The 20,717-nt window shown below is 66.7% G+C and carries 18 protein-coding genes and 1 pseudogene; 9 read left to right on the plus strand and 10 right to left on the minus strand.

The window, feature by feature from the left end; all coding sequences use genetic code 11:
- The first annotated feature begins 45 nt into the window (after positions 1-45).
- From AB4851_RS13230 to AB4851_RS13245, 4 genes and pseudogenes are all read left to right on the plus strand, one after another.
- Positions 46-510 carry a DUF1795 domain-containing protein gene (locus AB4851_RS13230; protein ID WP_414447579.1) on the plus strand — a complete coding sequence of 155 codons (465 nt, stop codon included), beginning with the start codon at positions 46-48 and terminating at the stop codon, positions 508-510.
- Between the two features lie 19 nt (positions 511-529).
- Positions 530-4,812: pseudogene (locus tag AB4851_RS13235) on the plus strand (DddA-like double-stranded DNA deaminase toxin).
- A gap of 1 nt (position 4,813) precedes the next feature.
- Positions 4,814-5,185 (plus strand): hypothetical protein, encoded by a 372-nt coding sequence (locus tag AB4851_RS13240; protein ID WP_414439214.1) that lies wholly within the window; start codon positions 4,814-4,816, stop codon positions 5,183-5,185.
- A gap of 48 nt (positions 5,186-5,233) precedes the next feature.
- Positions 5,234-6,238, plus strand: coding sequence for a hypothetical protein (locus AB4851_RS13245; protein WP_414447580.1), 1,005 nt, complete (start codon positions 5,234-5,236; stop codon positions 6,236-6,238).
- A gap of 30 nt (positions 6,239-6,268) precedes the next feature.
- Here AB4851_RS13245 and AB4851_RS13250 read toward each other — a convergent pair whose 3' ends face one another.
- On the minus strand, positions 6,269-6,667 hold the full coding sequence (locus AB4851_RS13250; RefSeq protein WP_414447581.1) for a hypothetical protein: 399 nt from the start codon (positions 6,665-6,667) through the stop codon (positions 6,269-6,271).
- 69 nt (positions 6,668-6,736) lie between these two features.
- Entirely contained in the window at positions 6,737-7,264 is a 528-nt protein-coding gene (locus AB4851_RS13255) for a cysteine hydrolase family protein (RefSeq protein ID WP_414447582.1), read from the minus strand.
- Positions 7,265-7,375: 111 nt separating this feature from the next.
- On the opposite strand from AB4851_RS13255, the gene AB4851_RS13260 reads away from it, so the two are divergent.
- Positions 7,376-8,356 (plus strand): helix-turn-helix domain-containing protein, encoded by a 981-nt coding sequence (locus AB4851_RS13260; RefSeq protein WP_414449184.1) that lies wholly within the window; start codon positions 7,376-7,378, stop codon positions 8,354-8,356.
- A gap of 54 nt (positions 8,357-8,410) precedes the next feature.
- Here AB4851_RS13260 and AB4851_RS13265 read toward each other — a convergent pair whose 3' ends face one another.
- The 4 genes from AB4851_RS13265 to AB4851_RS13280 form a co-directional block, all read right to left on the minus strand.
- Positions 8,411-8,797, minus strand: coding sequence for a hypothetical protein (locus AB4851_RS13265; RefSeq protein WP_414447583.1), 387 nt, complete (start codon positions 8,795-8,797; stop codon positions 8,411-8,413).
- Between the two features lie 267 nt (positions 8,798-9,064).
- Entirely contained in the window at positions 9,065-9,289 is a 225-nt protein-coding gene (locus AB4851_RS13270) for a hypothetical protein (RefSeq protein ID WP_414439204.1), read from the minus strand.
- Between the two features lie 164 nt (positions 9,290-9,453).
- Positions 9,454-9,720 carry a translation initiation factor IF-1 gene (gene infA / locus AB4851_RS13275; RefSeq protein WP_414439203.1) on the minus strand — a complete coding sequence of 89 codons (267 nt, stop codon included), beginning with the start codon at positions 9,718-9,720 and terminating at the stop codon, positions 9,454-9,456.
- 346 nt (positions 9,721-10,066) lie between these two features.
- The gene (locus AB4851_RS13280; protein ID WP_414447584.1) at positions 10,067-10,819 is read right to left on the minus strand and encodes a TetR/AcrR family transcriptional regulator; all 753 of its coding nucleotides are present in this window, start codon (positions 10,817-10,819) and stop codon (positions 10,067-10,069) included.
- A 224-nt stretch (positions 10,820-11,043) separates the two neighbouring features.
- On the opposite strand from AB4851_RS13280, the gene AB4851_RS13285 reads away from it, so the two are divergent.
- The 4 genes from AB4851_RS13285 to AB4851_RS13300 all read left to right on the plus strand — a co-directional run bounded on the left by AB4851_RS13285 (position 11,044) and on the right by AB4851_RS13300 (position 16,750).
- Positions 11,044-12,225, plus strand: a complete 1,182-nt coding sequence (locus tag AB4851_RS13285) for an isovaleryl-CoA dehydrogenase (protein ID WP_414447585.1) — start codon at positions 11,044-11,046, stop codon at positions 12,223-12,225.
- A 20-nt stretch (positions 12,226-12,245) separates the two neighbouring features.
- The gene (locus AB4851_RS13290; protein WP_414447586.1) at positions 12,246-13,862 is read left to right on the plus strand and encodes a carboxyl transferase domain-containing protein; all 1,617 of its coding nucleotides are present in this window, start codon (positions 12,246-12,248) and stop codon (positions 13,860-13,862) included.
- Between the two features lie 10 nt (positions 13,863-13,872).
- Complete coding sequence (locus AB4851_RS13295) at positions 13,873-14,661, plus strand: enoyl-CoA hydratase/isomerase family protein (RefSeq protein WP_414447587.1); 789 nt, start codon at positions 13,873-13,875, stop codon at positions 14,659-14,661.
- 67 nt (positions 14,662-14,728) lie between these two features.
- Positions 14,729-16,750 carry an acetyl-CoA carboxylase biotin carboxylase subunit gene (locus AB4851_RS13300; RefSeq protein ID WP_414447588.1) on the plus strand — a complete coding sequence of 674 codons (2,022 nt, stop codon included), beginning with the start codon at positions 14,729-14,731 and terminating at the stop codon, positions 16,748-16,750.
- A gap of 19 nt (positions 16,751-16,769) precedes the next feature.
- Here AB4851_RS13300 and AB4851_RS13305 read toward each other — a convergent pair whose 3' ends face one another.
- From AB4851_RS13305 to AB4851_RS13320, 4 genes are read right to left on the minus strand one after another with little or no spacing between them, the layout of a single operon-like run.
- Positions 16,770-17,327, minus strand: coding sequence for a chalcone isomerase family protein (locus tag AB4851_RS13305; protein WP_414447589.1), 558 nt, complete (start codon positions 17,325-17,327; stop codon positions 16,770-16,772).
- A 1-nt stretch (position 17,328) separates the two neighbouring features.
- The gene (locus AB4851_RS13310) at positions 17,329-18,540 is read right to left on the minus strand and encodes a class I SAM-dependent methyltransferase (protein WP_414447590.1); all 1,212 of its coding nucleotides are present in this window, start codon (positions 18,538-18,540) and stop codon (positions 17,329-17,331) included.
- Positions 18,537-19,358 (minus strand): DUF1365 domain-containing protein, encoded by an 822-nt coding sequence (locus tag AB4851_RS13315; RefSeq protein WP_414447591.1) that lies wholly within the window; start codon positions 19,356-19,358, stop codon positions 18,537-18,539. Before AB4851_RS13315 ends, AB4851_RS13310 begins: the two co-directional genes overlap by 4 nt.
- Positions 19,355-20,653 (minus strand): NAD(P)/FAD-dependent oxidoreductase, encoded by a 1,299-nt coding sequence (locus AB4851_RS13320; RefSeq protein WP_414447592.1) that lies wholly within the window; start codon positions 20,651-20,653, stop codon positions 19,355-19,357. The genes AB4851_RS13315 and AB4851_RS13320 overlap by 4 nt, the downstream gene beginning before the upstream one ends.
- Between the last annotated feature and the right edge of the window lie 64 nt (positions 20,654-20,717).

Genomic DNA, 20,717 nt, shown 5'->3' on the forward strand with positions numbered 1-20,717 from the left:
GGCGCGTGCGCTCGATTCGATTTCCCTCTCATACGGGCAGCTTGCATGACGGATTCCGACAACCGCATCCGCATCCACGAAGGCAGCATTGCGTTGCCGGCCGGCTTCGAGGATCGGACCACCAACCTGTTCGTGCCGCCCGACACGGCCGCGCAGCCGAACCTCAGCGTGGCGCGCGACTGGCTTGACGACGGCGAGGCGCTCGGCCCTTACGTCGATCGCCAGAGCGCCTTGCTCAAGTCGAGGCTGCAAGGCTATCGCCTGATCGCGCGTGTGGCGGAGCGGCTCGGCACGGAGGACGTCGGTATCGCAGGCGAGCGAATCGACACGGCCTACCGCAACGGCGCGAAAACCGTATTCCAGCGGCAGGCGGCGTTCATCGTCGCGCCGGGGCGCGTGCTGATCTTCACGGCGTCGAGCGCGAAGAGCTTCGGCGACACCTACAACGCACTCTGGCGCGACTGGCTCGACGGCTATCGGCCGGATGCACCGGCGCCGGCCCAGGCCTGACCCGCGAAGGAGACGTATCGTGTACGAAGCGGCACGCGTCACCGATCCGATCGAACATACCAGCGCGCTCACCGGTTTTTTGGTGGGCGCCGTGCTCGGCATTGCCCTGATCGCCGCCGTGGCGTTCGCCACGTTCACCTGCGGCTTCGGCGTGGCGCTGCTGGCCGGCATGGCCGCCGGCATCGGCGCGCAGGTGCTGTTGTCGTTAGGGGAATCGATCGGGAAGATGTTCAGTTCGCAGTCGGGCGCGATCACGCTCGGCTCGCCGAACGTCTACGTGAACGGCAAGCAGGCCGCTTATGCCACGCTCAGCAGCGTGACGTGCAGCAAGCACAACCCGGTGCCGCTCATCGCGCAGGGCTCCACCAACATCTTCATCAACGGCAAGCCGGCCGCGCGCAAGGACGACAAGATCACCTGCGGCGCGACCATCTCCGACGGCTCGCACGACACGTATTTCCACGGCGGCACCCAGACCTGCCTGCCGATCGACGACGAGGTGCCGCCGTGGCTGCGCACCGCCACCGACTGGGCGTTCGCGCTGGCCGGGCTGGTGGGCGGGCTCGGCGGCTTGCTGAAGGAGGCGGGCGGGCTGTCGAGCGCCGTGCTGCCGTGCGCGGCGAAGTTCATCGGCGGCTACGTGCTCGGCGAGGCCGCCAGCCGCTACGTGATTGGCCCGGCCATCAACAGCGCGATCGGCGGGATGTTCGGCAACCCGGTGGACGTCACCACCGGGCGCAAGATCCTGCCGGCCGAATCCGAAACCGACTACGTGATTCCGAGCCCGATGCCGGTGGCGATCCGGCGCTTCTATTCGAGCGACCTCGATTACGCCGGCACGCTCGGGCGCGGCTGGGTGCTGCCGTGGGAACTGCGGCTGCATGCGCGTGACGGGCGGCTCTGGTACACCGACGCGCAGGGGCGCGAGAGCGGCTTCCCGATCCTGAAACCCGGCCAGGCCGCGTTCAGCGAGGCCGACCAGCGCTACCTGACCTGCACGCCGGACGGCCGCTACATCCTGCACGACGTGGGCGAAACCTATTACGACTTCGGCCGCTACGAGCCCGGCTCGGGCCGCATCGGCTGGGTGCGCCGCATCGAGGATCAGGCCGGCCAGTGGTGCCAGTTCGAACGCGACAGCCGGGGCCGCGTGCGCGAGATCCTGACCTGCGGCGGTTTGACGGCCGTGCTCGATTACGAGGCGGAGCACGAGCGGCTCGCCAACGTGTCGCTCGTCAGTGGCGACCAGCGGCGCCTCGTCGTCGCGTACGGTTACGACGAGCACGGGCAGATGGCCGCCGTGACCGATGCGAACGGCGCGGTGGTGCGCCGCTTCACCTATGCCGACGGGCGCATGACGAGCCATTCGAACGCGCTCGGCTACACGTCGGGCTACGTATGGAAGGCCGTGAACGGCGCGCAGCGGGTGATCGCGACGCATACCAGCGAAGGTGAGGCCTGGGCGTTCGAGTACGACATCGAAGGCCGCCGCACGCACGTCCGGCACGCCGACGGCCGCCACGCGCAGTGGCGCTACGACGCCCGATTCCGCATCGTCGAATACGTCGATTTCGACGGCCGCTGCTACGGGCTCAAGTACAACGACGCCGGCATGCCCGTGATGCTGACGCTGCCCGGCGAGCGGACCGTGGCGTTCGAGTACGACGAGGCCGGCCGCATCGTCGCCGAAACCGATCCGCTCGGCCGCACCACGCGCACGCGTTACGACGGCAACAGCATGCGGCCCGTCGAGATCGTCGCGCCCGATGGCGGCGCCTGGCATGCCGAATACGACCGCCAGGGCCGCTTGCTGCGCACCCGCGATCCGCTTGACCGGGAAAACCGCTACGAGTATCCAAAGGCGTTGAGCGCGCTGCCGAGCGCGCACATCGATGCGCTTGGCGGCCGCAAGACGTTCGAATGGAATCGGCTCGGCGAGCTGGTGGCCTACACCGATTGCTCCGGCAAGACCACGCGCAGCTTCTTCGATGCGTTCGGCCTGCCGCTCGCGCGCGAGAACGCGCTCGGGCACCGCGTGACGTTCGACCTGCGTCCAACCGGCGAGGCGCGCCGCGTCACCTATCCCGACGGCAGCACCGAAAGCTACGAATACGATGCCGCCGGGCTGATGATCCGGCATATCGGCCTGGGTGGACGCATCCAGGAATCGCTGCGCAACGCGCGCGGGCAACTGGTGGAGTCGATCGACCCGGCCGGGCGGCGAACCTGCTATCACTACGACGCCGAGGGCCGGCTGCGCGAGCTGCAACAGGCGCACGCGCGCTATGCGTTTACGTACAGCGCGGGTGGGCGGCTCATCAGCGAAACGCGGCCCGACGGCGTGCTGCGCCGTTTCGAATACGGCGAGGCCGGCGATCTGGCGGTGCTCGACATCGTCGGCACAGCGGACGACCGTGCACCGGCCGATCGCCCGGTTCGCACGATCCGCTTCGAGCGCGACCGGATGGGCAACCTGTGCGTGCAGCACACGCCCACCGACGTGACTCGCTACACGCGCGATGCGGGCGGCCGTTTGCTCGAAGTCGCGCGGGCGCCGACCGCGGCCGGGCTCGCGCTCGGCATCGCGCCCGACACGCTGACGTTCGACTACGACAAGGCCGGGCGGCTGACCGCCGAACACGGCGCGAACGGCAGCGTGCACTACACGCTCGACGCGCTCGGCAATGTGACGACGCTCGCGTTACCGCACGAGCAGAGCTTGCAGATGCTGCGCTATGGCTCGGGCCACGTGCACCAGATCCGTTGCGGCGATCAGGTGATCAGCGATTTCGAACGCGACGACCTGCATCGCGAACTGACGCGCACGCAGGGCCGGCTGACCGAGCGCACCGCCTACGACCTGCTGGGCCGGAAGATCTGGCAATCGGCCGGTTTCCAGCCCGACGCGCTTGCGCGCGGGCAGGGGCAGGTGTGGCGCAACTACGGCTACGACGCCGCCGGCGAACTGGCCGAAAGCAACGACGGCCTGCGCGGCAGCACGCAGTACAGCTACGATCCGGCTGGCTACCTCACGCGCCGCGTGAATACCGCCGATCGCCAACTCGAATCGTTCGCCTGGGACGCCGCCGGCAACTTGTTGGATGATGCGCAACGCAGCAGCCGCGGCTATGTCGAGGGCAACCGGCTGCGCATGTGGCAGAACCTGCGCTTCGAGTACGACCCGTTCGGCAATCTGGCGACCAAGCTGCGCGGCGCGAACCAGCGCCAGCAGTTCACGTACGACGGGCAGGATCGCCTCGTGGCTGTGTGCACGCAGGATGCGCGTGGCGTGGTGGAGACGCGGTTTGCCTATGATCCGCTTGGGCGGCGTATCGCCAGAACGGATGTCGTTTTCGATATCAGCGGCACAAGGTTGCGCGCCGAGACAACGGGGTTTGTGTGGGAAGGGTTGAGGCTCGCGCAGGAGGTTCGCGAAACCGGCGTGAGCAGCTATATATATAACCCCGATGCACCTTACCAACCCGCTGCGCGGGTTGATGCGGTGCGAGCCGAAGCACTCGCGAATGCCGCAATCGACAAGGCCAAGCATGCCGCGCGCATCTTTCACTTTCATACCGATCAGGCGGGTGCCCCCCAGGAAGCAACGAACGAGGCGGGCGATATTGTCTGGGCCGGACGCTATTCCGCTTGGGGCAAGGTCGTGCCGAACCAGGCACAGCCGGCTCCTGCACGGATCGATCAGCCACTCCGTTACGCCGGGCAATATGCTGATGAGCGTACCGGGTTGCATTACAACACGTTCCGTTTCTATGATCCGGATGTCGGACGGTTTATCAATCAGGATCCGATAGGCTTGATGGGGGGCTGAACCTCTACCAGTACGCACCCAATTCAAATGCATGGACCGATTGGTGGGGGCTGGCCGGGAGCTATACTCTCGGCTCCTATCAGATTTCTGCGCCACAACTGCCGGCTTACAACGGGCAGACCGTCGGGACCTTCTATTATGTCAGTGACACGGGAGGGCTTGAATCCAGAACATTTTCGTCCGGAGGCCCTACCCCGTATCCGAATTACGCCAATGCCGGGCATGTGGAGGGCCAATCTGCTTTGTTCATGAGGGATAACGGGATTGCGGATGCTTTGGTGTTTCATAACAACCCGGAAGGGACATGCGGGTTTTGCGTCAACATGACCGAAACGTTGTTGCCAGAAAATTCAAAACTTACCGTTGTCCCGCCCGAAGGAGCGATACCGGTCAAGCGAGGCGCCACCGGCGAGCCTAGAACATTCACGGGAAACAGCAAATCTCCCAAGTCCCCCACCAAAGGAGCATGTTGATATGTATGCAGACGATTTTGATGGCGAAATTGAAATCGATAATTTGAATGAATTGGTTGAATTTCTCCACAAGAAACCAGCCTTCGATTCGAACAACTTCACGCTGACATTCGAGGATGATGGGTTTCCCCAGTTGAATATTTTCACCAAGAATGAAATTGCCGTCGTGTATTACATGGACGCTGGTGAAAATTTTGTATCGCAAGGTGAATCCCTGGTAGATGGCGTCGAGACATTCTATGAAAACAAGCTCGGGGGCGAAGTCCAACTCTCGAAAAGCTGCGTGGTGAGCAAAAAGGCAATGATTGAAGGGGCAACGCAATTTTTCTCTACAAAGCAACGCCCAGACTCCTTATCGTGGGACGAACTCTGAAATGGCATGTCATTGGTCTTGCAGCCCTGGTCATCGCGCTCGTGAAGTATGAAACAGCAAGATTTCGAGGTGCTCCAGACGGCGCGACGCCTGCACGACGTCGGCTTGAAGATCAGCGATTCGAATGGCGACAAAACGTTGCCGGTATTCGATTTCGTGAAGCGGATGAACTACGAGAATCGCACCGTCCTGACGGTGGAATGCGTGACGTCGCTTGCGGAAAGCAGCATCGGAAATTATGCATTCGATGAATCGCATGGCGAACGTCATCGAATCTCGGTCGATGCGGCCGGCAGCATCGACTTCGACGAACAGGGCATGCAGATCGCCATCCCGGCTGAGGTCGTCGGCTCGGGCGAGTGGGAACTGAACGTCATCGCGTTCCTGCAAACCCCGGCGATCGGCAAGCAGGCCGGCTTGGACGAAGGGCGTCAGCGCTTGATCAAGTCGTCGGAGCTGTTGGTCGTCTACGTGGTGTTTTGCAAGATTCCGGGTACGCGGATTCAGCCCGCCTCGAATCGATATCTTTTCGACAGCTACGGCAATCTGGGGTTTGTTGCCGTGGATGTGCCGCGCTTCAATGCATTCATTCGCGACACGCTGGGCGCCGGCCGCCACAACATCGTCGAAGCGTTCACCACGACGGAACTGGCCGGCGATTTGTTCGAACGCGGGTTGATGGTGCTGTGCTGGGGTATCACGCCGTGGTTGTACATGATCACGTCGCATGGCACGAACGAATCGGCGATGTTCTTTCCCGAGAACACAGCGCCCGCGTGTCGGGGAGCGTATTTCCTTGACGGAGAGATCGAGCGGGTGTCGATCATTCCGGGGAACGCACTGACTGCTTGGGATACCGAATCGCCGGGCGAATGGCCGAGTTTGACGGTCGCGGGAGAGGGCGATGTCGTTCAGCTCTATCTTTATATCGCCAAGACGACGGATGCCGCGACGGGTGAATTCGTTCCGGTGCCTTACTTCAATTTGGTCAGAACGGGCGGTGAGAAGCGATCGGAGCCGATTTTGAGTTTCGATATTTTGGCCGGGGATTGATCAGGTTTGATCTGTATGGAAGCAAGCCCGCTACCACAAGCGACACGCTGCATTCCACACAAAGACGCGTGTGAAAACGACTCCCAGCCCGCCACCCATCAGCACGCCAAGCACCAGCCATCTAGCCGGAATCCAGCGTCGCCAATGTGCCAGTACGCCGATGGCGACGAGGCCCGCAATGCAATACAACCCGGCATCGGGTTGCGATTGCATGAAAGCTATTGGCACGAGTATCGCCGTGAAAAATGCAGCCCAGCCAAGGCGTTCCAATATGCTGGCTTCGCTGCAACTGACCAGCCAATACGCGATATCGGCAGCGATCAGGATCATCAGGGCTTGAAGCGCAACAATAAAAAATGCCCAGTATCCCGAAACGGCGTGTCGGCTGCCTTGTGCAGGAGGCACCCAATCAGCAGGTGATTTTTCCAATGATGAATCCGACGCAGTTGAAATCGAATTCTGGAAAATACACTATCGCCTCGAGAAAGGGCACAGTAATCACGCCGCCCCGAACGCCACCTCCACCGTCTCCACCGCCACCCGCGTCGACATCGCGTTCACGGCGAACTTGTGAATCAACTCGCTGACCGTCGTGCAGCAATCCGACAACACCGTCACGCCGTATTTCTCCGCCGACTTCGAGATCGCCGTATGGGTCACGCAGTTCTGCGTCATCATCCCGCCAATCAGCAGATCGTCGACGCCGAGGCGTTGCAAGGTGTCATCGAGCGTGGTCTGCCAGAAACTGTCGGCAAACGCCTTGACGACGACCGGCGCGTCGGGCGCGGCGGCCCGAATGCGCGGATGAATCTCCACGCCTGCGGTATCCGCATCGAACAAGCCGCTGCGCGGCCCTTGGCTCACGTGCTGGACGAGAATCACCGGAATACCCAGCGCATGCGCCTTGCCGATCGCCTGCTCTACATTCGCCAGCGTTGCCTCGGGGTTCCAGAGCGGCAAGGCGCCGTCGGGGAAATAGTCGTTCTGCAGGTCGATAACGACCAGTGCGCGTTTGCGATTCGTCATGCGTGTACCTCGAGGGTGGGGGTGAACGAGGCCTCATCATGGCGTTCGAACGTCTAACCAGCGAGTGGCCCGACAGTCGTTTGACGATAGAATCGGGCCAATCTGATTTTCCTGAGGCATGCCGTGTCGCCACCTGTCATCGCGGTCGTCGCGTTCGACCGGATCAGCCCGTTTCACCTGTCGGTGCCGTGCATCGCGTTCGAGTCCGAGAAAACCGACGAGCCGCCGCATACGCTGAAAGTCTGCGCGGCCGAACCGGGGCCGTTGCGTACCACGGCCGGCTTCGAGATCGTCGCGCGGCACGGTTTGTCGGCGCTGCGCACGGCCGACATCGTCATCGTCCCGACCTGGCGCGATCCCGACGAACGACCGCCCGAACGCCTGCTTCGTGAATTGGCGGCGGCGCATCGGCGCGGCGCGCATCTGGTGGGCCTGTGTCTCGGCGCCTATGTGCTGGCGGCGGCCGGGTTGCTCGACGGCCGCCGTGCGACCACGCATTGGGCCTTTGCCGAGCACTTCGCGGCGCGTTATCCATCGGTGCTGCTGGCGCCCGACGTGCTGTATGTCGAGGACGCGAACGTACTGACCTCGGCCGGTTCCGCCGCCGGCATCGATTGTTGCCTGCACATCCTGCGTCAGCGCTACGGCTGCGAAATCGCGAACCGGGTGGCGCGGCGGCTCGTGGTGCCGCCGCATCGGCAAGGCGGCCAGGCGCAGTTCGTCGAGTTGCCGGTGCCGGCCACGGAGGGCGGCTCGCGGCTGTCGGCGTTGCTGGATTGGACGAGAGGGAATCTGGCTCAGGCGCACACGCTGGATTCGCTGGCGAATCGCGTGCTGATGAGTCGACGGACGTTCACGCGTCATTTCCGGCAACTGACCGGCACGACGGTGAATGCGTGGTTGACACGCGAGCGGCTCGCGCTGGCGCAGCGTCTGCTGGAAACGACAGCGATGCCGGTCGAGCACGTGGCGGATGCCACGGGGTTCGGCTCGGCGGTGTCGATGCGCCAGCATTTTTCGCGGGCCTTCGGGGTGTCGCCCGCCGCGTGGCGGACCACGTTTACAGGAACGGGCGAGGGCGACCGGGCTTAATGATGGGCCGATATCCGGCCCGGGACGATGAACCGATGCCCGGCCCGTCGAATCTCAAACGTCCACCACCAACGCCGCCCGCACCGCCCGAATCCGCCGATCTACGAAATACCCGCCGCCTTCCGTATAACGCAGCATCACGCGACCGCAAGCCTGGCAGGCCCACACGTCGCATTGGTTATACGGAAAAAAACGCGGCGCGATCGGCGCGTCAGGCGACCAGTAGCGAACGCCGTCGGGCAGGTACTCGTCGTAAGACGGCTCCCGCCCGTCGTCGTCCCGCAACGTGCCGACTTGCGCCAGCAGCGTTTCATCGAGCGACAGCGGTTGCGATTGCCAGCCGTCGAGCGGCGTCTTGTGGCAAGCGCAATCGGCGCGCTGGGTGGCTTCGGCGCGTTCGGCCAGCGCGCGCAAGGCGCTGGCGTCAAGGGGCGGGGTCATCGGTCGGTCTGCCGTGAAATCGGGTCGAGACCGACAAGTGTAGACGGATATGCGTCGGCGAGCGCAGCGGATTGGCGAGCGGGCCAATGATCGCGCGTCACGAGAACGGGAAATCAGGGTGAGACGGGATGCGGCCTGGAGGGGAAGGCGATCGCCTGAGCGCGAAACGCTAACGGGGCCGGCTGCATGCGGCTGACATCTGAAAACTGCGGAAAACTACGACGAAACCGGGAAGATCAGGAGCGTTGAATCGGAGGCGGCGCGGGTTCAGCCACGCGTATCGATCCAATTGCGTGCCCAGCGAGCGGAATGTCGCAAGGCGGCGGCTTCGGAGCCGAAATAATCGAGTGTGTAGAACTCGTAGGAGGCGGGCTCGCTGCGAATGTTGGTGCGTTCCAGCGTCAGGTTGGACGAAAAGCTGCCGTCGGGAAGACGATGGGCCGACGGTTTAACGGCGTAGCCGCGATAGTTCTTGAGTGTGTTGTTTTGCATGATGAATCAGTAATGTGTTGGACATGGTGTGTCGTGAGAGAAGTTCGGCATCCGCCGCGGAATGATCGGGAATCCTGAGATTCGCTGGTGATCTGCGCCGAGACATGTCCGCGTCGGCGGGCCGGGCACTAGCGCGTGCCAGGCCCGCCGACGCGGGCGAAAACTCAGCGTCGGAAGCTGCGGGCAGGCGGCGCGCCGGACATGGCACGCTCGTCCTTGTGACGGTAGTTGATACGGCCTTTGGTCAGGTCGTACATCGACATCTCGAGTCGAACGCGATCGCCGGCCAGAATGCGGATGTGATTCTTCCGCAGGCGGCCCGACGCGTAGGCGGCCACGACAGCGCCGTTTTCGAGCGTCACGCGATAGCGGCTGTCGGGCAGTACTTCATCGACAACGCCATCCAGTTCCAGCAGCTCTTCCTTTGCCAAATTGATTTCTCCAATGACCGGGTTGATGTTGAGTCGTACGTCGCCCGTCGTGCAACGGGCGCTCCGCACATGTACCGGACAGCGGTATGAATGGCGAGACATCCCGGATGCGGCGTCGAACAGGCAATCGACGGAAAACTAGGTTTGCTTGAGCGGACTTCCGGCCGGTAGCGCCGTAAAGGACTGGACCGATGCCGCTTCTCAGACCGCGTGCAGTGTTCGGCACGCGAAAAGAATCAAGGAGGGAGAGGACAACGAATACCGCAGTCTAGCGGTCAGTGATGAGCAGCAATCACGCTTCTTTGATACTTTAGTCGCCAGACGTTACACCCTATGACTTGATCAGTCAAGCCATTTCGCCGGCTGGCCCGTTGCTTGCTGCTCCCGTCCGGTGCTCCAGGCGGCCCACGGCGGCACGCACCTCGCGGCCGAATTCGGCCAGCGCGTCGAGGTCGGGCGTCGGCGGTTGCAGCGCCGCCCACAGCACCTCGATCAATTGATCGGCGGTGCGCTCGGTATCGAGTGTGCGCCGCCCGAGGATCGCGTCCCACAGCACATGTTCGATCGGCCCGAACACCAGCGAGCGCAGCAGGCTCAACGGCATGTCGCGGCGGATCAGGCCATCGTCGCGGCCGCGCGCGAGCAGGTTCATCAGCGGGGCGGTGTAGCGGCGTTGCAGTTCGCCGAGTTCGTCGCCGAGCATCTGCTGCTTGGCGCGGCCCTCGGACAGCACCAGCGCGCACAACCCGGTGCCGTTCACAAGCATCAGCCGCAAATGCGTGCGCACCACGAACGCGAACTGCTCGCGCAACGGCGCGCCGGCCGGCATGCCCGCCTCGAACGTGGCGATGTTCTCGTCGTACCAGTCGGCAATCACGCGCGCGCACAGCTCGCGCTTGCCACGGAAATAGCTGAACACGGTGGCCTCGGACACGCCCACCCGCTGCGCGATCTCGGCGGCGGTGGCGTGCTCGTACCCCTTCTCGGCGAACACCTCGCGCCCGGCGCGCAGGATGTCCTGCACGCGCTGCTGCGATTTGCGTCCGGCGGGCGCGCGGCTGCCGTCGGGGCGGTCGGTCTTGAGGGGCAGGTCGGACATGGCGAGTGAACACGAAACGAAGCAATGCGAGCGATGATAGCCGACATCGCCATGAAATTTGAGTGACACTCAAAAAATCATTGACGCCGAAACAACCGCCGCGCGACACTAGCCGCCATCAAGCGGCATCGTTCAATCCGTCGGCGCCCGGAAAATCCTGAGCACAACTCAGAATGCATTACCCACCGGATCGGCCGAACGCACTTTCTGGAATCGGAGGAGACATGATCAACCTGCCCGGCGTGCAATTCATGCTCGGTGAAGACATCGAGATGCTGCGCGACGCGATCGCCGCGTTCGCAGCCAAGGAAATCGCGCCGCGCGCGGCCGAGATCGACCGCAGCGACCAATTCCCGATGGACCTTTGGCGCAAGTTCGGCAACCTGGGCGTGCTCGGCATGACGGTCGACGAGGAATACGGCGGCGCGAACCTCGGCTACACCGCCCACATGGTGGCGATGGAGGAAATCTCGCGCGCCTCGGCCTCGGTCGGCCTGTCCTACGGCGCGCATTCCAACCTGTGCGTGAACCAGATCAACCGCAACGGCAACGAGGCGCAGAAGCGCCGCTATCTGCCGAAGCTGATCTCGGGCGAGCACGTGGGCGCGCTGGCGATGAGCGAGCCGAACGCCGGCTCGGACGTGGTCAGCATGAAGCTGCGCGCCGACAGGCGCGGCAGCCACTACGTGCTGAACGGCACCAAGATGTGGATCACGAACGGCCCCGATTGCGACACGCTGGTGGTCTACGCGAAAACGGACCTCGAAGCCGGCGCGCGCGGCATGACGGCGTTCATCGTCGAGAAGGGCATGAAGGGCTTCTCGGTGGCGCAGAAGCTCGACAAGCTCGGCATGCGCGGCTCGCACACGGGCGAACTGGTGTTCCAGGACGTCGAGGTGCCCGAGGAAAACGTGCTGGGCGAAGTGGGCAGCGGCGTCAAGGTGCTGATGAGCGGGCTCGATTACGAGCGCGCGGTGCTGGCGGGCGGCCCGACCGGCATCATGGCGGCCTGCCTCGACGCGGTGGTGCCGTATATCCACGATCGCAAGCAGTTCGGCCAGTCGATCGGCGAATTCCAGTTGATCCAGGGCAAGCTGGCCGACATGTACACCACGTTCCAGGCCTGCCGCGCGTATTTGTACGCGGTCGGCCGCCATCTCGATGCCGCCGGCAGCGGGCACGTACGGCAAGCGCGCAAGGATTGCGCGGGCGTGATCCTCTACACGGCCGAGCGCGCCACCTGGATGGCCGGCGAGGCGATCCAGATCCTCGGCGGCAACGGCTACATCAACGAATACCCGGTCGGCCGGCTCTGGCGCGACGCCAAGCTGTATGAAATCGGCGCGGGCACCAGCGAAATCCGCCGCATGCTGATCGGCCGCGAACTGTTCGCGGAAACGGCCTGAGCCGCAGCGGAGCCGACACGATGCCGATCCTCGAATCGAAACTGAACCCCCGCTCCGACGAATTCCGCGCCAACCAGGCGGCGCTCGACGCGCTGGTGGCCGACCTGCGCGAGAAGATCGAGCGGCTCGCGCAAGGCGGCGGCCAGGCCGCCCGCGACAAGCACGTCGCGCGCGGCAAGCTGCTGCCGCGCGAGCGCATCGCGCTGCTGCTGGACCCGGGCACGCCGTTCCTGGAGCTGTCGCAACTGGCCGCCTACGGCATGTACAACGACGATGCGCCGGGTGCCGGCATCATCACCGGCATCGGCCGCGTCGCCGGGCGCGAGTGCGTGATCGTCTGCAACGACGCCACCGTGAAGGGCGGCACGTACTACCCCGTTACCGTCAAGAAGCACGTGCGCGCGCAGGAAATCGCGGCCGAGAACCGGCTGCCGTGCGTCTATCTGGTCGATTCGGGTGGCGCGAACCTGCCGAACCAGGACGACGTGTTCCCCGACCGCGACCACTTCGGCCGCATCTTCTACAACCAGGCGAACCTGTCGGCGGCCGGCATCGCGCAGATCGCCGTGGTGATGGGCTCGTGCACGGCGGGCGGCGCCTACGTGCCGGCCATGAGCGACGAATCGGTGATCGTCAAGGAACAGGGCACGATTTTCCTGGGCGGGCCGCCGCTCGTGAAGGCGGCCACCGGCGAGGAAGTCAGCGCCGAGGATCTGGGCGGCGGCGACGTGCACACGCGGCTGTCGGGCGTGGCGGACCATCTGGCGCAGAACGACGCGCACGCGCTGTCGATCGCGCGCTCGATCGTCGGCAACCTCGGCGCGAAGGCGGCCACGGCGCACGACCGGTTTGCGGCGGCCGAGCCATTGCCGCCGCGTTACGCGCCGGCCGAGCTGGCCGGCGTGATCCCCGCCGACACGCGCAAGCCGTTCGACGTGCGCGAGGTGATCGCGCGCATCGTCGACGATTCCGCGTTCGACGAATTCAAGGCCCGCTTCGGCACCACGCTCGTGACCGGCTTCGCGCGCATCTGGGGCCGCCCGGTCGGGATCGTCGCCAACAACGGCATCCTGTTCTCGGAATCGGCCGTCAAGGGCGCGCACTTCATCGAGCTGTGCTGCCAGCGCAAGATCCCGCTGGTGTTCCTGCAGAACATCACGGGCTTCATGGTGGGCCGCAAGTACGAGAACGAGGGCATCGCGCGCCACGGCGCGAAGATGGTCACGGCGGTGGCCACGGCCAAGGTGCCGAAGTTCACGGTGATCATCGGCGGCTCGTTCGGCGCGGGTAATTACGGCATGTGCGGGCGGGCGTTCTCGCCGCGCTTTCTGTGGATGTGGCCGAACGCGCGCATTTCGGTGATGGGCGGCGATCAGGCCGCCTCGGTGCTGGCCACGGTGCGCCGCGACGGCATCGAGGCGAAGGGCGGCAGTTGGTCGGCCGACGAGGAAGCCGCGTTCAAGACGCCGATCCGCGAGCAGTACGAACGGCAGGGCCACCCGTATTACGCCAGCGCGCGGCTGTGGGACGACGGCGTGATCGAGCCGGCGCAAACGCGCGACGTGCTCGGCCTGGGCCTGGCCGCTGCGGAAAACGCACCCGTCGAGGACACGCGCTTCGGCGTGTTCCGCATGTAAGGAGGCCGGCATGTCGAACTACGAGACGATCCGCGTCACGCACGCGCACCGCATCGCCACCGTCACGCTGGCGCGGCCCGAGGTGCGCAACGCGTTCAACGAAACGATGATCGCCGAGTTGAGCGCCGCGTTCGGCGCGCTCGATGCAGATGACGGCGTGCGCGCCGTGGTGCTGGCGGCCGAGGGGCCGGCGTTCTGCGCCGGCGCGGATCTGAACTGGATGCGCAAGATGGCCGGCTACGGCGACGACGAGAACCGCGCCGACGCGCGGCGGCTCGCGCGCATGCTGGAGGCGGTCTACCGCTGCGGCAAGCCGGTGATCGCGCGGGTGCACGGCGACGTGTACGCGGGCGGCGTCGGGCTGGTGGCCGCCTGCGACATCGCGATCGCCGCGCAGCCGGCGCGCTTCTGCCTGTCGGAAGCGCGGCTCGGGCTGATCCCGGCCACCATCGCGCCGTACGTGGTGCGCGCGCTCGGCGAGCGGGCCGCGCGCCGCTACGTCATGACCGCCGAGGTGTTCGACAGCGCGCGCGCCGCGCAACTGGGCCTGATCCACGAGGCGGTGGCCGCCGACGCGCTCGACACGACCGTCGCGCAACTGGCCGACGCGCTGTGCGCCAACGGCCCCGACGCCGTGCGCGCCGGCAAGCGGCTGGTGGCCGACGTGGCCGGCCGCGCGCTCGACGATGCGCTGATCGACGACACCGCCGACCGGATCGCCGCCACGCGCGCCGGCGCCGAGGCGCGCGAGGGCATCGCCGCGTTCCTCGAAAAACGCACGCCGGCCTGGCGCGCATGACGGGCCACCGCGCCTCGACTGCCCCGACGCCTGCTCGCCAAAACCCGACAACCGAACCCCGACCATCATGTTCGACAAGATCCTGATCGCCAATCGCGGCGAAATCGCCTGCCGCGTGGCCGCGACCTGCCGCCGGATGGGCATCGCGAGCGTCGCCGTCTACTCGGACGCCGACGCCAACGCCAAACACGTCGCCGCCTGCGACGAAGCCGTGCCGATCGGCGGCGCGGCCGCCGCCGACAGCTACCTGCGCGGCGAGCACATCGTGGCCGCCGCGCTCGCCACCGGCGCGCAGGCGATCCACCCCGGCTACGGCTTCCTGTCCGAGAACGAGGCGTTCGCGCAGGCTTGCGCGGCGGCCGGCCTGGTGTTCATCGGGCCGCCCGTCGGCGCGATCGCCGCGATGGGCTCGAAGGCCGCCGCCAAGGCGCTGATGCAGCGCGCCGGCGTGCCGCTGGTGCCCGGCTATCACGGCGACGACCAGGACCCGGCGCTGCTGCACCGCGAGGCCGACGCGATCGGCTACCCGGTGCTGCTGAAGGCCAGCGCGGGCGGCGGCGGCAAGGGCATGCGGGTGGTCGAGCGCTCGGCCGATTTCCCGGCCGCGCTCGCCTCGTGCCAGCGCGAGGCCGCCAGCAGCTTCGGCAACGATCGCGTGCTGATCGAGAAATACCTGCAACGCCCGCGCCATGTGGAGGTGCAGGTGTTCGGCGACACGCACGGCCACACCGTCTACCTGTTCGATCGGGATTGCTCGGTGCAGCGCCGTCACCAGAAGGTGCTGGAGGAAGCGCCCGCGCCGGGCCTGCCCGACGCACAGCGCCGCGCGATGGGCGAGGCCGCCGTGGCCGCGGCGCGCGCCGTCGGCTACGTGGGCGCGGGCACCGTCGAATTCATCGTCACGGGCGAGCAGTTCTACTTCATGGAGATGAACACGCGCCTGCAGGTCGAGCATCCCGTCACGGAGATGGTCAGCGGGCTCGATCTGGTCGAATGGCAGTTGCGGGCCGCCTCGGGCGAGCCGCTGCCGCTCGCCCAGGCGCAGTTGCAGGCCAGCGGCCATGCGATCGAGGCACGCCTGTATGCCGAGAACCCGGCGCGCGGCTTCCTGCCGTCCACCGGCACGCTGCGCCACCTGCGCCTGCCGAGCGGCGTGGAGTTCGCGACCGGCGCGGCCGTGCGGGTGGACAGCGGCGTGCGCGAGGGCGACGCGATTACGCCGTTCTACGATCCGATGATCGCCAAGCTGATCGTGCACGGCGCGGACCGCGAGGAAGCGCTGAAGCGGATGGCGCGCGCGCTGCGCGAGTGCGAGGCGGTGGGGCTGTCGACCAATGCGGCGTTCCTGCAGCGGATCGTGGCCAGCGAGCCGTTCGCCACCGGCGATCTCGATACGGGCCTGATCGAGCGTCATCACGACGCGCTGTTCGCGCCGCAGCCGCTGTCACCGGTGGCCGTCGCGCTGGCCTGCGCGGCCTTGCTGGCGCGCGACGGCGCGCAGGCGCAAGCGCAAGGAACCGGCGGCGTCGCCACCGGCTCGCCGTGGGCCGCGCTCGGCAACTGGCGGCTCAACGGCGCGTACCGCCGCACGCTCGACTGGCAGTTGCGCGAACGCGAAAGCGGCCTGCGTGTCGAGTACACGCAGGGCGCGGCGGGTGCGCAACTGGCGGTGGGCGACGCCGGCCCGCTGCCGTTCGCGTGGTCGCGCGGCGCGACGCCGCTCGATTTCGTCGTGACGATCGGCACCCAGCGCGGCACCGGCCGGGTGGTGGTGGATGGCGACGCGTTCCACGTGTTCGCGCAAGGCAGCGCCGAAACGTTCGACTGGGCCGATCCGCTGGCCCACGCCGGCGACGCCGAACAGGGCGGCGGCCGCCTGACCGCGCCGATGCCGGGCAAGGTGATCGCCGTGCTGGTCGAGCCGGGGCAGGCCGTGGAAGCCGGCGCGCCGCTGCTCGTGATGGAGGCGATGAAGATGGAGCACACCATCGGCGCGCCAAGCGCGGGCGTGGTGGCCGAGGTGCTGTATGCCGTGGGCGATCAGGTGGCCGACGGCGCGCAGTTGATCCGGCTCGACGCGGCAAGCTGAACGCCTTGCCGCGCCGGCGTCAGGGCTGCTCGCCGAGCAGCCGGCGGCGCAGGCGCTCGGCCCGGGTATGCGGATCGAGCCAGATGCCGAAGAACGCCGCCGCGAACGCCGGGTCGTCGATATCGGCCTTCAGCGTGTCGTTCGCATAGAAGCGCGCGCCGTGGCCGGGCAGGTAGACGCCGCATAAGCGGTCGCCCGGGCCGACGTCCTGGAACGCGCGGCGCATGTCGGCCCGCCACGCCGCGAGCGTCGCTTCGGGCAGCGGAGCGGGCGCGAGGCGGCGAATCTCGTCCATGCCAACTTCCACCAGCCGTTCGGCGTGGATCTTGCGGCGGTAGGTCAGCGCCAGCGCGAACGGCACGTCCGGGCTGGTCGGCGCGCGGCTGGCCCACAGCGCCGCGTCGTAGAGACAAAACCCCAGCACGCAAAACTCGCCCGAGCCGATCAGGCGGGCCGCCGGCACGTCGTTGCGGCAATCGGCCGGCGTGTCGGCGCTGGCGAACGCGCAGGCCGTGGCCGCCGCCATCGCCATGCCGATCAGGCCGTGCGCCGTCCTCCCCCAAGCCCGCGCGCGCATCTCAGCCGTCCCGTTCGATCAGGAAATGCATGACGCCGGTGCGCGCCTCGGCGAACCCGGCCTCGCAATACGCGAGATAGAGCCGCCAGGTGCGCACGAAGGTTTCGTCGTAGCCGAGCGCGCGCACCGCGTCGAGCCGCGCCTCGAACGCCTGCCGCCACAGTTGCAGCGTGTGCGCGTAGTCCTGGCCGAAGCTGAGGGTGGCCTTGGCGCTCAGGCCGCCGCGCTGCGCGGCGCGCACGAACCGCTCCGGGCTCGGCAGCATGCCGCCCGGAAACACGAACTCGCGGATGAAGTCGCTCGACGCGCGATAGGCCGCGAAACACGCGTCGTCGATCGTGATGGTTTGCACCAGCGCCCGGCCGCCCGGCACGAGGCGCTCGCGCAACGTCGCGAAATAGCCTGGCCAGAACGCCTCGCCCACCGCCTCGAACATCTCGATCGACACGATCGCGTCGTAGTGCCCGTCGAGATCGCGGTAGTCGCACAACTCGGCGCTGGCCAGGCTGTCGAGGCCTGCCGCGTGAATCCGCTCGGCCGCCAGCGCCTGCTGGCTCGGCGAGATCGTCACGCCGCGCACGGCAATGCCGAGCCGCGCCGCATGCAGCGCGAAGCCGCCCCAGCCGCAGCCGATCTCCAGCACGCGCATGCCGGGCTTCAACCCGAGCGTGTCGACGATGCGCTGGTACTTGGCGTGCTGCGCCTCGGCCAGCGGGCGGGCCGGATCGCCGTCGAAGCAGGCCGCCGAGTACGTCCAGGTGTCGTCGAGCCACAGCGCGTAGAACGGGTTGCCGATGTCGTAATGCGCGTGGATGTTGCGCCGGCTGCCCGCGCGCGTGTTCGGCCGCAGCCGGTGCCGCAGGTTGTACCAGAGCCGCGCCAGCCGGCCGCCGTGCACGGTGCGCGAGACGGCCGCCTCGTTGCGCATCGCCAGCCGCAGCAGCGCCGTGAAATCGGGCGAATCGAGCCAGCCGGCGCGATAGGCTTCCGCGAAACCGATGTCGCCCGAGCGCAGGATCGCGCGGCAGGCGCGCCAGTCGAGCAGGCGCAGCACGGCGCTCGGCCCCTGGTGCGGATCGCCGAACACGAACTGCGCGCCCTCGGGCGTCGACAGCGTCAGGTGACCGACGCGCGCGCGCCGCAGCAAGCCGAAAAAGAGCCGCACGGACAGCCCCGCCGCGGCAGGAGTCGAAAACGAACGCAGCAGGGTCATGACGAGGTCTCCCGGTCGTGAAGCGAGGATGGTGCGGATGGGGTGGATTCGGTAGCAGGCGGCGAGGGCGGATGCGCGCCGTGAAACGGCACGCGCTTGAGCCACAGCCGCAGCGCCTGCCAATGGATGCGAAACAGCACGCCGACGATATCGAACGGCTGGCGCGCCAGCGCCCGCCACGCCTGCCGCCCCGTGAACGGCTGCGCGCGCAGCGCCAGCGCGGTGCGCAGCAGCAGGCCTTGATCGTCGTGGTAATCGATCGCGATGGCGAGCCGCTCGCCGTGCTCGCGCACGCGGAACACATAGCGGCCCGCCACTTCGCAGAACGGCGAGACGTGGAACACCTTGCGGCAGACGAGTTCGGTGGCCGCTTCGATCGGCGCGTGGCCGGGCGCGCTCAACAGGTAGCCGTGATGGCCGCCGAAGGTATTGCGCACGTCGGCATACAGCGCCCGCAGCGCGCCCGAGCGGTCGTGGCACAGCCAGAACCCGACCGGATTGAACGCATGGCCGAACACGCGCGGCATGCTGATGAGCCGGATTTCGCCGTCGGCCGGAATGCCGGCCTCGGCGAGCCGGGCCTGCATCCACGGCCCCAGCGGCTGGCCGTCGCGCGGGCCGAAATCACGCATGGCGAGGCCGAGCGGCGCGCGGCGGTCGATGCCGAACCAGCGTCGCTCGATTTGCGCGAGGCGGCCCACGTCGCAGCCGAGATACAGCACCGGATAGTCGAAGCGATGCCGCGCCGGGCGCAGGCGCTCGTGCATGACGCGGCCGGTCAGGAACTGCGCGGCGGGCGCGGCGGCTCGGGCAGTCATGGCGTGGCCCATTGCGGCAGCACGTCGAACGCGGCGGCCACCCGCAACGCCGATTTCAGGCCGTCTTCGTGAAAGCCGTAGCCGGCCCAGGCGCCCGCGTACCACGTATGGCGGCGGCCTTGCAGCTTGGGCAGGCGCTGCTGCGCGTCGATCGCGGCCTGATCGAGCAGCGGATGCTCGTACTGATACTGTCCGAGCACGCTGCGCTCGGCCGGCGGCTCGAACGGATTGAGCGTGACGATCACCGGCTGCTTGAACGGCAGCGGCTGCAATTGATTGATCAGATAGCTGACGCAGGTTTCCTGCGTGCCGTCCGCGCCTTGCCGCCCGAGGTAATTCCACGCCGACCACACGCTGCGCCGATGCGGCAGCAGGCGCGCGTCGGTATGCAGCGTGGCGAGATTGCGGCGATAACGCACCGCGCCGAGCACGTTGCGCTCGGCCTCGTCGGCATCCACCAGCAAGCGCAGGCTGGTGGGCGCGTGGCTGGCCAGCACCACGGCGTCGAAACGCTCGTTGCCGCCTGCGTCGGTGGCCACCGTCACGCCGTCCGGCTCGCGGCGCACGGCCAGCACGGGCGTGTTCAGGCGCACGTCGTCGAGCGTGGCCAGGATGCGCCGCACGTATTCGCGGCCGCCGCCCACCACCGTCTTCCAGGCCGGGCGGTTGTTGACCTGCAGCAGCGCGTGATTCAGGCAGAAGCGCAGGAACGTGGCGGCCGGGAAGCGCAGCACGTCGTCCGCCTCGCTGGACCAGATCGCCGCCGCCATCGGCAGCAGGTAATGGCGCTGGAACGGCGTGCCGTAACGGCCCTCGGCCAGCAATTCTCCGACCGAGCAGCGCGTGCGCAACGCCACGTCGAGCTGCGCCAGCGCCGATGCGTTGAAGCGCAGGATGTCGCGCAACATGCCGAGGAACGCCGGCGACAGCAGGTTCTGGCGCTGCGCGAACACCGTGTTCAGGTTGGTGCCCGCCCATTCGAGGCGGCCGCTGTCGAGCGACACCGAGAACGACATGTCGGTTTGGTGCGACTGCACGCCCAGTTCATCGAATAGCGCGATCAGGTTCGGGTAGGTGCGGTCGTTGAACACCAGGAAGCCGGTATCGACCGGATGGCGCTGGCCGTCCAGTTCGACATCCACCGTATTGGTATGGCCGCCCGCGTAGCCGGCCGCCTCGAACAGGGTCACGTGGTGACGGCGGCCCAGCAGATAGGCGCTGGCCAGCCCGGCGATGCCGGCGCCAACCACGGCGATGCGTTGTCCGGGCCGCCGTGCGGCGGCTTGATGATCCATGGCGTTCCTGCTCCTGATTCCTGATGACGAACTCGGGGGGCTACAGGGACAGATACGGACGACT

This window comes from Burkholderia sp. 22PA0099, assembly GCF_047497165.1.
In the GTDB taxonomy this organism is placed as follows: Bacteria; Pseudomonadota; Gammaproteobacteria; order Burkholderiales; family Burkholderiaceae; genus Burkholderia.